Genomic DNA, 13,354 nt, shown 5'->3' on the forward strand with positions numbered 1-13,354 from the left:
CAACTAATAATATTTAATCCATTATATAGTTTTTTTTATAAATGTTATAATAAATTAATTTTTATAAGGATTATTATATGTTATGTGGTATTGATGAAGCAGGTCGAGGACCAATTGCTGGACCTTTGGTTGTTGCAGGTGCTATTTTATTAGAAGATATTAAAGGATTAAATGACTCAAAAGTTCTAAGTGAAAAGAAAAGAGAAAAATTATATGAAGAGATTATTGAAAAATCTAAATATCATATAGTCTTTTCAAATGCAGATTTAATCGATGAAAAAGGTATTAGTTATTGTTTAAAAAATTCAATATTAGAAATAATGGAAAATCTAAACGAATTTTGTAAAGAATTTTTGATGGATGGGAATACCTCTTTTGGGATTTCTACGCTACAACATAAAATTAAAGCAGATGCCACAATAAAAGAAGTTAGTGCAGCTTCAATTTTAGCAAAAGTTAGTCGAGATAGATTTATGAATGAAATATCTTCAAAATATCCTAACTATGATTTTGAAAAACATAAAGGATATGGAACAAAAGCTCATATTGAAGCAATAAAAAAATTTGGAAGAAGTGATATTCATAGGGTAAGTTTTAAATTAAAAGCTTTAGGAGAAGAGAATATTGGTGTTCAAAAAAGTCTTTTTTAGACTATTTTGAAACCTCTCCTATATGTTTTTCAACTGATTCAATTTTTGTTTTTAATCTATTTTCATGACCTTTTCTAATATCAAATTTTAATGTTGCATAAACTCTATTACAACCTAGTTCTTCCAATCTTGAATAACATTTTTCTACTAAATTCAAAGCTTCTTTCAAGGTTTTCGTTTCAATAATAGTTGCCATTGCTGTAAGTTGATAACTAGCACCACTTTCTCTTATTATTTTTATAACCTCTGAAACCTCTTTACTTTTACTTTCACTTTTATCTGTGGGAAACATTGACATTTCTAATAATATTGACATATAAAAAACCTTTTTTTAATTTATCTTAGATAAAAATATACAAAAACTTTAATAAATAGACAAATAATAATTTTTACTATTTAACTTTTAATCATAATTAAAACTAAATTTGATAATATAAAATCAAAAATTAAGGAATGAAATGCAACTAGAAGTATCAGCAGAAGTAATATTATCTCAATTAGGTTATTCAAAAAGTGAAGCTTCATTAAAACAAGCAGAAAAAATGATTGAGTCAACAATAGATTTTGATAAATTTGCAAAACATATTTTGACATTAAATGATCATTTAAAAAAAATGAATGCTTATGTTGGTTTATCAAATAAATCAAACTATTTAAAAATTAAATGTGATGAAAATGACTCTGATGAAATTTTAGAAGAGTTTCATAATGAAGTTTTACATTGGGCGAACAAATATAATGTAAAACTTCAAAAACTAGATAACAAACCAATATATTATATTTTAGGTACTATCTAAAAAATCTTTTTATATTTATGACAATAAGGCACCTTTTGGTGTCTTTCATAATAGTCTTGATGATATGATTCTGCTTCATAAAAAACGCAATAAGGATAAAGAGAAGTAGCCACTTTAAATCCTTTATTTTCTAATTCACAAATCAATTTTTCACTTATATTTTTTTGTTCAACATCTACATAAAATATTGCAGATAAATATTGACTTCCAATATCAGGACCTTGCCCATTTATTTGAGTAAAATCATGTATTTCAAAAAATAGTTTTGCTAACTCTTCAAAATTTACAAGAGTTTCATCATAAGTTATTTCAACCGCTTCTAAATGTCCCGTAAATCCACTGCATACCATTTCATAAGTTGGATTTGGAATATTTCCACCCATGTATCCAGAAATTGCACTTATAACACCTTCAAATTTTTTAAAATGATATTCAACTCCCCAAAAACATCCAGCTGCGAAATATGCTTTTTTTATCATTATTAGCTCCTATTTTAATATTTTATTTTTAATTTATTTTTATTCTATTCTATTAACACTAATATATTTATTTTATTGAAAAATTTAATTGAGAATTTTTTTGAGGAATTTATATTTGAGAGATATAAATAACGATTTAATCGTTATTTATATATTTAAAACTAATTGATTAAAGAGCTTCTACGTCTTTAGCTTGTTCACCTTTAAGACCAGTACCAATTAAAAATGTAACTTTTTGTCCATCTTCAAAAGAAACTCTTCCAAAACCAGTTTTTCTAACTTCACTGTAATGTAAAAATAAATCTTTATCACTATTTTCTAATTGAATAAATCCAAAACCTTTTTCATTGTTGAACCATTTTATAGTTCCATTATATCTATCATTCATAGATTTTCCTTGTTTTTTATACTCTAAAATTTATAAAGTATAAAGTTAAAATTTATAAAGTTAAAATTGAGATATTAATTTTTGAAAGGCTTTGTATAGTTAATAAAAAATCAAGTCAAAGAGAAATTATTACAATTGTTTATCTTTAAGTTTCGTACTTTATCTGAAAAAATAAATAAAAGCAAGTTTTATTTACTTTTTTCAAATATTTTAAGAAATTTATTTTTTAGCTTCAAAATTTAAAGAGATAGAATTTACACAATGTCTTGTATTTTTTGCTGTAAATCCTTCTCCTTCAAATACATGTCCTAAATGTCCACCACATTTTGCACAAACAATTTCAACTCTTCTTCCATCACTATCAGGAACTCTTTTAACTGCACCTTTTATTTCATCATCAAAACTTGGCCAACCACAACCTGATTTGAATTTATCACTTGATTTATACAAAGGTGCATTACATTTTTTACAAGTAAAAATTCCTTCTTCATAAAAGTCATTATACTTTCCAGTAAAAGGGTATTCTGTTCCTTTATTTTCTATTACATATTTTTCTTCATCTGTTAATTCATTATATTTCATTATATATTTTCCTTTTATTTATCAAATCTAATACTATATTTTATTCCATTTTGTGTTTTTTCTATATTTAATAGACCAAAATTCTTTTCTATAAAAACTTTAACTAAATAAAAACCTAAATCAAAACTATTATATTTTGATAAATTAGGCGATTCAAAAAATCTCTTAAGTTGGTTTTCATCATAATTATTTGCATTATCTTCATAAATTATATAAACAGATTCTTTATTATTTTCAAAAGAGATATCTATTTTTTTTTCAACCAAACTATTAGTTATTTTAAAATTTTCTATAGATTTAGAAATCAATTTATTAAAAATATGTTTTATTTCATCAAATACAATATTTAAAGATATTAAATTATCACCTTTTACATTTAACTTTATATTTAATTCATTTAATTCATCTTTTAATAAAAAAATTGCATTATCCAAAGATACTTTTAAATTAACTTCCTCTTTATTTTTTTGATTATTAAAAAACTTATGAAAATCATTCATAATTTCATCTAATTTTTTTACTTCATCAAGAGTCTTTTTAAAAGTTTTATCTGATTTATACTCTTGTATATTTGAAAATTTAAAATCCAATGATTGTAAATATAATCTAATTTTATCAACTGGTTCTTTCCATTGAAGAGAAATCAAATCAATAATTGAAGCCATTGCATTAATTTTTGAGTGTTGCACAATTATTTTATCTTTATTTCTTAACTCTTCAACTTGATTTTTTACCTTTTCATTTAGGTTTTTATTTACAAGTTCCAACTCTTTCATGACAGCTGCCAATTTCAAATGAACTTCTACTCTTTTTAGTAATACTTCACTGTAAAATGGTTTTGTTATATAATCAACTGCACCTAATTCAAAACCTTTTACAATATCTTTTTCATCATCTTTTACAGTTAAAAAAATTACTGGTATTTTTTTTGTTTTTTCATTTGATTTAATTTTAGAACAAACAAAATAACCATCCATCGTAGGCATTACAACATCAAGTAAAATCAAATCAAATTGATTTTTTTCTAATAATTCTAAAGCCTTTTCTCCACTTTGAGCATAAATTACATTGTAATCTCTTAAAATACTCATTGCAACTTGTAGATTTTTTAAATCATCATCAACCAATAAAATCTTGTTATCATATTTTTTCTGCATGATTTAGCCTTTATAAACTTGCAAACTTATCTTCTAATTGTTTTAATCTTACATAAGAGTTTGCTTTTGTTATCAATTCAATTGTAATAAAAGGTTTAACAACATAATCAATTCCACCACTTTCATAAGCTTGTTCTATATCAGAAGATGAATCTTTTCCAGATAAAAAAATTATTGGAATATTTTTAGTTTTTTCATCATTTTTTAATTTTGCACAAACATCAAATCCATTCATATCAGGCATCATTATATCTAATAAAATTAAATCAAAATTATGTTCATTTACAAGCTTTAGTGCCATTTCTCCACTTTTTGCATAAAACATTTTATAACCTTCATTTTTTAAAATGTTCATTGCCATTTGGATATTTTTTGGAATATCATCAACTATTAATATTTTACTTTCCATTTCCAAGTTTTGCCTTTAAATTATTTATTAATTCTACATAACTATTCATCAAATAATCAACTTTTTCAATATCAAAAGCCTCAATATTTTTTAATAACTCATTTGAATAATCTTTTAATATATAAATATCTTTTTCTATTGATAAACTATTTAATTTTTGTGCAAACTCTTCAATCAAAGAAAAATCCCCACCATCTTTGATATTTAACCACTCTTCTTTTAACTGATTTTCTAGTTTTAAAATCACAAACTTCAGTTTTTCAAAATCTAAAATTTCATTTTTATCTTTTTCTTTTATATTTTTATCTAAGAAATAATATTTTAGATGTTTGCCTAATTCTTCTATCAAATCATCTAAAATAACTGGTTTTCTTAAATATCCATCAAATCCATATTTTTCTACTTTTTCTAAATCTTTTCCCATTACAGATGCTGTTAATGCAATCAAAGGAATATTTTTTAATCTTTCATCATTTTTCATTATAGTTGCAGCTTCATATCCATCCATTACAGGCATTCTTAAATCCATAAGTATTAAATCAACATTTACATTTTTTAATTTTTCTAAAGCCTCTTGACCATTTTGAGCCATTATTAAATTTATATCAAAATCTTTTAAACTTGCTTGAACTAATTTTCTATTCTCTTCAACATCATCCACAACTAAAATTTGTGATTTTTCAAAAACTATATTTGAAGGAGATAGTTTACTACTTACAATCTCCTCTTCCATAGAACTAACTGGAATATCTTTTAATATCACTTTAAAAACTGAACCTCTATTTTTTTGACTTGAAACACTTATTTCTCCATTCATCATCTGAACAAGTTTTGCACAAATTGCAAGTCCCAAACCAGTTCCTCCATATTTTGCCACATCATGATTTGAAGATTGTTCAAAGGCATTAAAAATTGATTCTAAATTTTTTTCATCTATTCCTATTCCACTATCTTCAACACTAAAAATTAAGTCTATTTTACTTTTGATATTATCTTTATAAACATTTTCAACTTTTACTTTTATTTGACCTTTTTCTGTAAATTTAATCGCATTTCCAATTAGATTAAATAAAATTTGTCTTATTCTTACTCCATCAATTATTATATATTTTGGAATTGTTTTATCAATATCTAAAATAAAAGTTATATTTTTACTTATAATTTTAGAATGAAAAATCGACTCTATTTCTAAAAATAAATTTGTTGGATTTAAAGATTCATTTTTAATTTCAAGCTTTCCAGCCTCTATTTTTGATAAATCTAAAATATCATTTATAATTCTCAATAAAGAATTTCCGCCCTTTTTTATAGAACTTAAATACTCTTTATGTAAAGGATTTGTTATCTCTTTATCCAATATTTCAGTAAATCCAATAACTGAATTCATTGGTGTTCTTATTTCATGGCTCATATTTGCTAAAAATTCACTTTTTTGTTTTGCAATATTTTCAGCTACTTCTTTTGCTTTTTCTAACTCTTCATTTAAGGCTTTTATATGAGTTTTTTCTTCTTCTAACTCTTTTTGCACCTTCTCTTTTTCATTTATCTCTCTTTGTAACTTTCTATTCCAATAAAATATAAGTCCAAAAATCACTACAAAAACAGCTAATATCTTCCAAATTAATTCATAATCAATATTTTTGCCATTATCGATTTTTATCCATTTTCTATATATTTCATCTTTTCTATCTTGCGGAATATGTTTTAATATTTTATTCATTATTGAAACTAATATAGGAGAATTTTTGTCAATCCCAAATCTATACTCTGTGTTATATCCAGTAATTCCAACAATTTTTAAATTACTTAAACTATATACCTTACTATAATAATCAAAAGTAGGAATATCCAAAACAAAATAATCAATCATTCCACTAGATAAGGCTTTTAAACCCTCTGGAATATCTTTAAAAGTTCCAAATATTTCTAAGTCAGGATTATCTCTTTTTATCATTTCGGTTATAAAATTTCCCTCTATCAAACCTAATGCTTTTTTTCCCATATTTTCAATATCTTTTATTGAACTTATATATCTTTCATTATTATCTTTTCCGATAATTACGATTTGTGAAGAGAAATATTTTGAGCTAAAATCAACTATTTTTGACATTTTAGGAGTAATAGTTACTGCATCAAGAATTTTTATTTTTTCATCTTTTAGTAAATTAACTGACTCTTCCCAACTATTTGTATTTATATGTTGAAAATTTATTCCACTAACTTCTTTTAATAAATTCAACATATCAGGAATTATTCCCACATATTTACCATCTTCATAAAAAGAGAAAGGTGGCCATTTTGGGTCACCAGCTAGATAAATTACTGGATTTTGTTTTATCCACTCAAGTTCTTCTTGTGAAAAATTTATAAGTTGTTCTTTTGTATTCTCTTCAAATATCCATTTTCTATTGATTTTATTTCTTTCTTCTTCACTTATATTGTCAAAAACTTTTTCAAAAATATTAAATAAAATATCTTTTTCTTTTAAAACTGCAACAGATAATTTAGCACTTTGAAAATCAGATTTCATTTTTATTTCTAAATTTGTTAATAAATCTTTTTCTATAAAATATGTAGCAACAGCCAAATTACCCAAATAAAAATCTGCTTTTCCATAAGAAACTGCTTTAAAGGCCTCTTCATTTGATTTGACAAAATAAAATTTTATATTAGGAAATTGTCTAGCTAAATCTTCGTGAATATAATTATTTTTCTGAACAGCAACTGTATAATTTTTTATTTCACTAAAACTATTTAGTTTTAAATCTTTTTGTCCAATAACAACAACTTCAACATCTAAGTATGGTTTTGTAAAATTTAAGTATTTTTCTCTATCAGTAGTTTTTGCAGCACAAGCCAATAAATCAAGCTCTTTATTTTTTATTTTTTCTAAAACATTTACCCATGCATCAGAATAAATATCAAATTTTAAACCTGTATATTTTGAAACTATATTCAAATATTCAGAAGAGATACCTTGATGTTGTCCTGTAATATCTATGTAATCAAAAGGAGGCCAATTGGCATCAATACCAACTTTTATTTTAGGATTGTTCTTTATCCAGTCTAACTCTTCTTTTGTAAATATTAAATTATTATTTTTTTCAACATTAGAGAAAAGCACGGAAACAAAGAGAAGTAAAAAAGTTATATATTTCATTTTAAGCCTTTTTTAAAAGTTAAAATAAAATATTATAACATAAAAAAATATTTTTTCTTAAAGAACCTTAAACTCCTGTTCTAGGATAACTTTATCGTTAAAAAGTAGCTTCCCAAGAAAAATATCACCTTTTTTAAATGCCCCTACTCCCTTTGGAGTTCCACTCATTAGAATATCTTTATCTTCAAAACTTAAAAATGTTTTTGCCTCTTTTATAATATCCAAGGGTTTATTTATCATCAAAGAGTAATCAGCTTTTTGTTTTAATTCTCCATTTATATAAAGTTCAATTCCTAACTTTGAAATATCATCATTAAATTTTATAAATTTTGAAAAAACAGCTGAACCATCAAATGCTTTTGCTCTTTCCCAAGGAAGACCTTTTTCTTTTAATTTACTTTGCACTTCTCTTAATGTTAAATCTAAACCAAATCCAACACCACTGATTTTATCATCTTCAATCAAAAAAGAGATTTCAGCTTCATAATGACAAGAGTTTTGATTTTGTGGGAAATTTAATTTATCCGAAATTGCAGAATTTGGTTTTATAAAAAACACCATATCTTCAGGAACTTCATTATTAAGTTCAGCTATATGGTCCATATAATTTCTTCCAATACATACTACTTTTGAAGGGGTTATTTCAATATCTTCTAAAAAAATTTTATTCATTTTTTACCTTTAAAAAATTTATTATATAATCTTGCGAAGATTATAACTAAAGGCTTTTTAAATGAAAGATAATTTATTAATTGTTTGGACAAATGGTGATATTGAAGTTGCTAATAAATTTCCATTACTTTATTCTTCTGTAATTTTAGATAGAGGATATTGGAAAACAGCACATCTTATGCTTTGGGGACCATCAATAAAACTTGCAAAAGAAAACAAACAAATTCAAGAACAACTTTTAAAAATACAAAATACAGGTGTAAAAATGAGTGCTTGTATTGTTTGTGTAGAAGATTATGAGGCAACTTCTATATTAAATGAATTAAATATAGAAATCACTCACACCGGAGAGCTTTTAACTAAAGCTTTAAAAGATGAAACTTATTCTGTTATGACTATTTAATACTTTTCAATAACATCTTTTATTAAAACAGAAGTAATTCCCCAAATTACTTCTCCTTCATATTCATAAACCCAAATTTTATGTTTTTTATTTCCCCAAGGTTTTTTATAAGTATCAGGAAGTCCTAACTCTTCAACGGGAAAAAACACCTCTTTATTTCCATTTTCGTCTATTTTATATGGTTGAATTTCATGGGCTAAAGTGTACTCTTTTGGTTCATGTTCTTTAAAAAAAGATATAGGAATAACTATAGTTTTTTCAACTTCATTATGGTCTATTTTCATATTTTTATAAGCTTTTTTCTTAACTCTTGCTACAAAAGATTCAATAACAGCACCAATTGGAGCTACATAAGTATCAAGCTGTCCTAAAACTTTTATATCTTTTTTAGGAATTCCTAACTCTTCAAAAGTCTCTCTTAAAGCTGTATCTTTAAAGTCTTTATCAACTCCTTCTTCAAAACCACCACCAGGAAAACAAATATCTCCACCTTGTCTTATATGAGCAGCTCTTTTTTGAAATAAAAGATGATATTCTCCTTTTATTTTTACAAGCGGTATTAAAACAGCACTATTAAAAAATCTATGTCGTCCTAAAACATTTGGGTGTTTTGGTAAATTTGATACTAATTTTTTTAAATTATCTTTTTTCATTTTTATTTCTTTATTGATTTTATTGCATCAATCATTGTTCTTATTATTTTTATCAAATCTTTTTCTTCTATGGTGTATGCAACAATTGAATAAACAAGTTTTCCAAATGGTCTTATCCAAACTCCATTTTTTACACAATAATCTTGAACTTGTTGTGCATAACAATCATCTTTTAACTCAATAATTCCAATTGCTCCAATATTTCTTACATCTTTTACTAAATCAATATTTTTTGCATTTTCTAGCTCTTTTGTAAAAATCTTTTCAATTTTTTTCACATTATTTTGCCAATTACTTTCAAGTAATAAATTTATACTTGCATTTGCCACACTACAAGCCAAAGGATTTGCCATAAATGTCGGTCCATGCATTAACACACCAATTTCGCTATTTGAAATAGTATCACTCACATTTTTAGATGTAATCATAGCAGCCATAGTCATATAACCACCAGTTAAACCTTTTCCAACAGTTATAATATCAGGTTTTATATCTGCCCACTCACAAGCAAACATTTTTCCCGTATGTCCAAAACCCGTAGCTATTTCATCTGCAATTAATAAAATATCGTATTTACTACAAAGTTCTCTTGCTTTTTTTAGATATAAAGGATTATAAATTCTCATTCCACCAGCTCCTTGAACTATTGGCTCAAGGATAAATCCAGCTATCTCTTTATGATGTTTTTCAAAATTTTCTTCTAAATCTCTAATTGATTCTAAACAATCACTTTCAAATCCTAAAGCTGGTGCTTTTGTAAAAATGTGTTCACTTAAATATGAACCATAAATACTATGCATAGAATTTTGTGGATCACATACACTCATAGCCCCCAAAGTATCACCATGATAAGCATTTTGCAAAGCTAAAAACTTATATTTTTTTAAACCCTTTGCTTTTTGATAAAGTATTGATGTTTTTAATGCAACTTCAACTGATACAGAACCACTATCACATAAAAAAACAGAATTAAGTCCAGTTAATTCAACTAATTTTTTACTCAAAAGTGAAGCTTGTTCATGAGCTAAACCACCAAACATAATATGTGGCATAATCTCAACTTGCTTTTTTAAGGCTTCATTTAATTTTGGATGATTATAACCATGAATTGCACTCCACCAAGAACTCATTCCATCGATTAATTCTTCATTTGTTTCTAAAAAAATTGTGGTTTTATCTGTCTTTTTTACTGGAAGAATTTTTGTTTTTGAAGGCAGGGCATTATAAGGATGCCAAACGTGAGATTTATCTATATCTAACCAATTCAAATAGTTTTCCTATATTTTAATTAGTCAGATTATATCTAAAGAAAATTACAAAAATAATAAACTCCTAATAAACACTATTTATTACAATTAAAAGTAAAGTTCCTTTATATTTTTTATTTTCATATTCAAATTCAGTATTTGAAATATCAATGTATCCATCCATATGTTTATTGATTATCTCTTGACACATATAAAGCCCAATACCCGTTCCTTGATGTTGGTGTTTTGTCGTAAAATAAGGTTCAAAAACTTTTTCTATAATTGAAGGTTCTATCCCTCCTGCATTATCTTTTACTCTAATTACAGCTTTTCCATTCTCTTTAGTTATATCAATAAAAATCAATCTTTCTTCATCTTCTATTGATAATAAAGCATCTTTTGAGTTGTTTAAAATATTAATTAATACTTGAATAAGTTCTGTTTCATAACCACAAATTTTTATATTTTGAATATTATCTATGATTTTTATTCTATTTTCTATAAAATTTGCACTTAACAAATCTAAAGTTTTTTTACAACATTTCTCTAAATAAAAATCTTCTTTATCTTTTTGAGGTTTGAAAAAATATCTAAAATCATCAATTGTATTTGATAAATATTTTGAAGTATTTAGTATAGAATCAAGTGTTTTATAAAAAAACTCATCATCTAAATCATTCATCTCTTTTTTCAACTTCATCCCACTTGCATTTGTTGTGATTAAAGATAAAGGTTGTCTCCATTGATGGGCAATATTTTCTATCATCTGTCCCATTGAAACCATTTTTTGTTGCTGAGATAAAAGCCTATCTTTTTTTAAATTTTCTTCTACTTCTTTTTTTATTCTATCTTCAAGTTGAAGATTTATTTCTGTTAGTTTTTTTGTTTTTTCATCAACAGCCTTTTGTAACTGTAAATTCAATTTTTTTAAAAGTTTTTGTCTATATAAAATTGCTATAAAAATAAACATCAAACCTAAAGAAATTTTCCAAATAATAGAATAATCAAACTCTTTTTTATGTTTAGTAAAAATCCATTTATTAAGCATCTCATTTTTAACTAAATCATCAATACTCAAAACAGCTTTTTGTAATATTCCATATAAAATATTATCATCATGGTTTACAGCAATTGCGATATCCATACTTTCATCTAATTTTGCAGAAATAGAAATTTTACTTAAATACTTAGTTTGAATTTTATACCATGAAGTTGAAATTGCATCAACATGACCAAAAGTTTCCCCATCCAAAATCTTTTTTATTCCTTCATCAATATTTTTTACAGGAATAAATTCTATATCTTTATACTTTTTTTCTAACTCATTAATAATTGCATAATTTTCAATAACTGATATTTTTTTCTTTTTTAAAGAACTTAAATTATTTATAAAAGAGGTATCACTTTTTGTTAATAAAACCAAAGGAATGTTTAAATATGGTTTTGTAAAACTTAAATATTCTTCCCTATCTTTTGTCCAAACAGCCGAAGATAAAATATCACATTTTTTACTTTTTGCTGATTCTAAAGACTCATGCCAACTTGATGTTTGAACTAATCTAATTGGCTTTTTTATTCTCTCTTCTATTAAAGAGATAAAATCAGCAACAAATCCTACAAATTTTTCATCTTTTATATCACTATATGGCATTGCATTTGGTACAACACACATAGTTATAATATCCCTTTGTTCTAAATATTTTTTTTCAGAATCTGAAAATGTTAGATTTCTTAAGTTATTTAGGTCAAAAACAAATTTGTTTAAATCTACAGGTTTTTGAATCAATCCCATAAGATTATATAAATCATAAATTCTTTGAATTTTATCTTTTTTAATTTCTCCTAAATTTGCTGTATTAAAATAAGATAACTTTCTTAACTCTTTTGCTTCATAAATAAGTTCATTTTTCTTTAAATTTTGAGTGTTGTATTTTTCAATAATCAAATTTGCACTCTCTTCAATATTTGAGTAGGCATACTCCCAACCTTTTAAAGAGGCTTTTTTGAATAATAATACAGTGTTTAAATCATTATTAATTAAATTTTCACTTGTATATAACATATCACTATACATATCAAATCCAAATTTTTTTGGATCAAATACATTATACTCTATACCTTTTTTTTGAAGTTCATATGGTGCTTTTGAAATATATGCAGAAATTACATCTGTATTTTTATTTATTAAATCATTTATATTATGAGTATGTTTTAAAAATTTTAAATTTTCTAACTTAACTTTATTTGATACAATCATAGCTTTTAATGAAACTTCACTTGCATCATCAATTGTAGTCATTATTTTTTTATTTGAAAAATCTTCAATATTATGTATTTCTGATTCTTTTGTACTTATCAGAATTAAGGGTGTTGCTTGAAAAAGTGCATATAAAGCAACTATATTTCTATCTTTTGTTCGCTCTAATATTAAAGTTTCTCTTCCAACTGCAAAATCAACTTTTCCATCACTTACTTCTTTTGGAATATCTACACCAAAAGAGAATGGAATAATTTCCACATCTAAACCTACCTCTTCATAAAAACCTTTTTCTTTTGCCATATAGTAACCAGCAAATTGAAATTGATCAAGCCATGACAAATGTAAAGTAACTTTTTTTAATTCTTTTGAATGGGAGATTGTTGAAATAAGTAATAATAATAAAATAAAAAATTTTAATTTTTTTATAAATATCAAGTAGATTCCTCAGTTTATGGTGTTTGAGTATATCTAATTTTTGTTAAAAATGTAAATAGGAA

At 24.7% G+C, this 13,354-nt stretch carries 14 protein-coding genes; 3 read left to right on the top strand and 11 right to left on the bottom strand.

The annotated features are described in order from the left end of the window. Positions 1 to 77: 77 nt before the first annotated feature. Positions 78 to 650: a ribonuclease HII gene (gene rnhB, locus AELL_RS10030; protein WP_118917830.1), complete on the top strand. Its 573-nt coding sequence runs from the start codon at positions 78 to 80 to the stop codon at positions 648 to 650. A gap of 1 nt (position 651) precedes the next feature. On the opposite strand, the gene AELL_RS10035 is transcribed toward rnhB, so the two are convergent. Then, positions 652 to 966 (bottom strand): MTH1187 family thiamine-binding protein, encoded by a 315-nt coding sequence (locus AELL_RS10035; RefSeq protein WP_118917831.1) that lies wholly within the window; start codon positions 964 to 966, stop codon positions 652 to 654. Between the two features lie 142 nt (positions 967 to 1,108). On the opposite strand from AELL_RS10035, the gene AELL_RS10040 reads away from it, so the two are divergent. Further along, positions 1,109 to 1,447: a hypothetical protein gene (locus AELL_RS10040; RefSeq protein ID WP_118917832.1), complete on the top strand. Its 339-nt coding sequence runs from the start codon at positions 1,109 to 1,111 to the stop codon at positions 1,445 to 1,447. On the opposite strand, the gene msrA is transcribed toward AELL_RS10040, so the two are convergent. The 7 genes from msrA to AELL_RS10075 all read right to left on the bottom strand — a co-directional run bounded on the left by msrA (position 1,444) and on the right by AELL_RS10075 (position 8,294). After that, positions 1,444 to 1,926: a peptide-methionine (S)-S-oxide reductase MsrA gene (msrA, locus tag AELL_RS10045; protein ID WP_118917833.1), complete on the bottom strand. Its 483-nt coding sequence runs from the start codon at positions 1,924 to 1,926 to the stop codon at positions 1,444 to 1,446. The two genes, AELL_RS10040 and msrA, sit on opposite strands and share 4 nt — an antisense overlap. A 169-nt stretch (positions 1,927 to 2,095) precedes the next feature. Further along, positions 2,096 to 2,314, bottom strand: a complete 219-nt coding sequence (locus tag AELL_RS10050; protein WP_118917834.1) for a cold-shock protein — start codon at positions 2,312 to 2,314, stop codon at positions 2,096 to 2,098. A gap of 219 nt (positions 2,315 to 2,533) precedes the next feature. After that, positions 2,534 to 2,896 carry a methionine-R-sulfoxide reductase gene (locus AELL_RS10055; protein WP_118917835.1) on the bottom strand — a complete coding sequence of 121 codons (363 nt, stop codon included), beginning with the start codon at positions 2,894 to 2,896 and terminating at the stop codon, positions 2,534 to 2,536. Between the two features lie 14 nt (positions 2,897 to 2,910). Next, positions 2,911 to 4,053, bottom strand: a complete 1,143-nt coding sequence (locus AELL_RS10060) for a response regulator (protein ID WP_118917836.1) — start codon at positions 4,051 to 4,053, stop codon at positions 2,911 to 2,913. Between the two features lie 10 nt (positions 4,054 to 4,063). Next, positions 4,064 to 4,462 carry a response regulator gene (locus AELL_RS10065; protein ID WP_129096287.1) on the bottom strand — a complete coding sequence of 133 codons (399 nt, stop codon included), beginning with the start codon at positions 4,460 to 4,462 and terminating at the stop codon, positions 4,064 to 4,066. Continuing rightward, the gene (locus AELL_RS10070) at positions 4,452 to 7,622 is read right to left on the bottom strand and encodes a transporter substrate-binding domain-containing protein (protein WP_118917838.1); all 3,171 of its coding nucleotides are present in this window, start codon (positions 7,620 to 7,622) and stop codon (positions 4,452 to 4,454) included. The genes AELL_RS10065 and AELL_RS10070 overlap by 11 nt, the downstream gene beginning before the upstream one ends. A 57-nt stretch (positions 7,623 to 7,679) precedes the next feature. Continuing rightward, complete coding sequence (locus tag AELL_RS10075) at positions 7,680 to 8,294, bottom strand: fumarylacetoacetate hydrolase family protein (RefSeq protein WP_118917839.1); 615 nt, start codon at positions 8,292 to 8,294, stop codon at positions 7,680 to 7,682. Between the two features lie 61 nt (positions 8,295 to 8,355). Here AELL_RS10075 and AELL_RS10080 point away from each other — a divergent pair, with 61 nt between their 5' ends. Continuing rightward, complete coding sequence (locus AELL_RS10080; protein WP_118917840.1) at positions 8,356 to 8,697, top strand: DsrE family protein; 342 nt, start codon at positions 8,356 to 8,358, stop codon at positions 8,695 to 8,697. Here the strand turns inward: AELL_RS10080 and AELL_RS10085 are convergent. The 3 genes from AELL_RS10085 to AELL_RS10095 all read right to left on the bottom strand — a co-directional run bounded on the left by AELL_RS10085 (position 8,694) and on the right by AELL_RS10095 (position 13,292). Further along, positions 8,694 to 9,350 (bottom strand): NUDIX hydrolase, encoded by a 657-nt coding sequence (locus AELL_RS10085; RefSeq protein WP_118917841.1) that lies wholly within the window; start codon positions 9,348 to 9,350, stop codon positions 8,694 to 8,696. The genes AELL_RS10080 and AELL_RS10085 overlap by 4 nt on opposite strands. Before the next feature lie 2 nt (positions 9,351 to 9,352). Further along, a complete protein-coding gene (bioA, locus tag AELL_RS10090; RefSeq protein WP_118917842.1) occupies positions 9,353 to 10,618 on the bottom strand; it encodes an adenosylmethionine--8-amino-7-oxononanoate transaminase in 1,266 nt (421 codons plus the stop codon). 64 nt (positions 10,619 to 10,682) lie between these two features. Beyond that, entirely contained in the window at positions 10,683 to 13,292 is a 2,610-nt protein-coding gene (locus AELL_RS10095; RefSeq protein ID WP_226805981.1) for an ABC transporter substrate-binding protein, read from the bottom strand. Positions 13,293 to 13,354: the final 62 nt, after the last annotated feature.

Source organism: Arcobacter ellisii (assembly GCF_003544915.1).
GTDB classification, from domain to species: Bacteria; Campylobacterota; Campylobacteria; order Campylobacterales; family Arcobacteraceae; genus Aliarcobacter; species Aliarcobacter ellisii.

Excerpts from the sequence above, each read along its gene's own strand:
- AELL_RS10035 (WP_118917831.1), bottom strand. The coding sequence starts at position 966 with ATGTCAATATTATTAGAAATGTCAATGTTTCCCACAGATAAAAGTGAA.
- msrA (WP_118917833.1), bottom strand. The coding sequence starts at position 1,926 with ATGATAAAAAAAGCATATTTCGCAGCTGGATGTTTTTGGGGAGTTGAA.
- AELL_RS10060 (WP_118917836.1), bottom strand. The coding sequence starts at position 4,053 with ATGCAGAAAAAATATGATAACAAGATTTTATTGGTTGATGATGATTTA.
- AELL_RS10065 (WP_129096287.1), bottom strand. The coding sequence starts at position 4,462 with ATGGAAAGTAAAATATTAATAGTTGATGATATTCCAAAAAATATCCAA.
- AELL_RS10085 (WP_118917841.1), bottom strand. The coding sequence starts at position 9,350 with ATGAAAAAAGATAATTTAAAAAAATTAGTATCAAATTTACCAAAACAC.
- rnhB (WP_118917830.1), top strand. The coding sequence starts at position 78 with ATGTTATGTGGTATTGATGAAGCAGGTCGAGGACCAATTGCTGGACCT.
- AELL_RS10040 (WP_118917832.1), top strand. The coding sequence starts at position 1,109 with ATGCAACTAGAAGTATCAGCAGAAGTAATATTATCTCAATTAGGTTAT.
- AELL_RS10050 (WP_118917834.1), bottom strand. The coding sequence starts at position 2,314 with ATGAATGATAGATATAATGGAACTATAAAATGGTTCAACAATGAAAAA.
- AELL_RS10055 (WP_118917835.1), bottom strand. The coding sequence starts at position 2,896 with ATGAAATATAATGAATTAACAGATGAAGAAAAATATGTAATAGAAAAT.
- AELL_RS10070 (WP_118917838.1), bottom strand. The coding sequence starts at position 7,622 with ATGAAATATATAACTTTTTTACTTCTCTTTGTTTCCGTGCTTTTCTCT.
- AELL_RS10075 (WP_118917839.1), bottom strand. The coding sequence starts at position 8,294 with ATGAATAAAATTTTTTTAGAAGATATTGAAATAACCCCTTCAAAAGTA.
- AELL_RS10080 (WP_118917840.1), top strand. The coding sequence starts at position 8,356 with ATGAAAGATAATTTATTAATTGTTTGGACAAATGGTGATATTGAAGTT.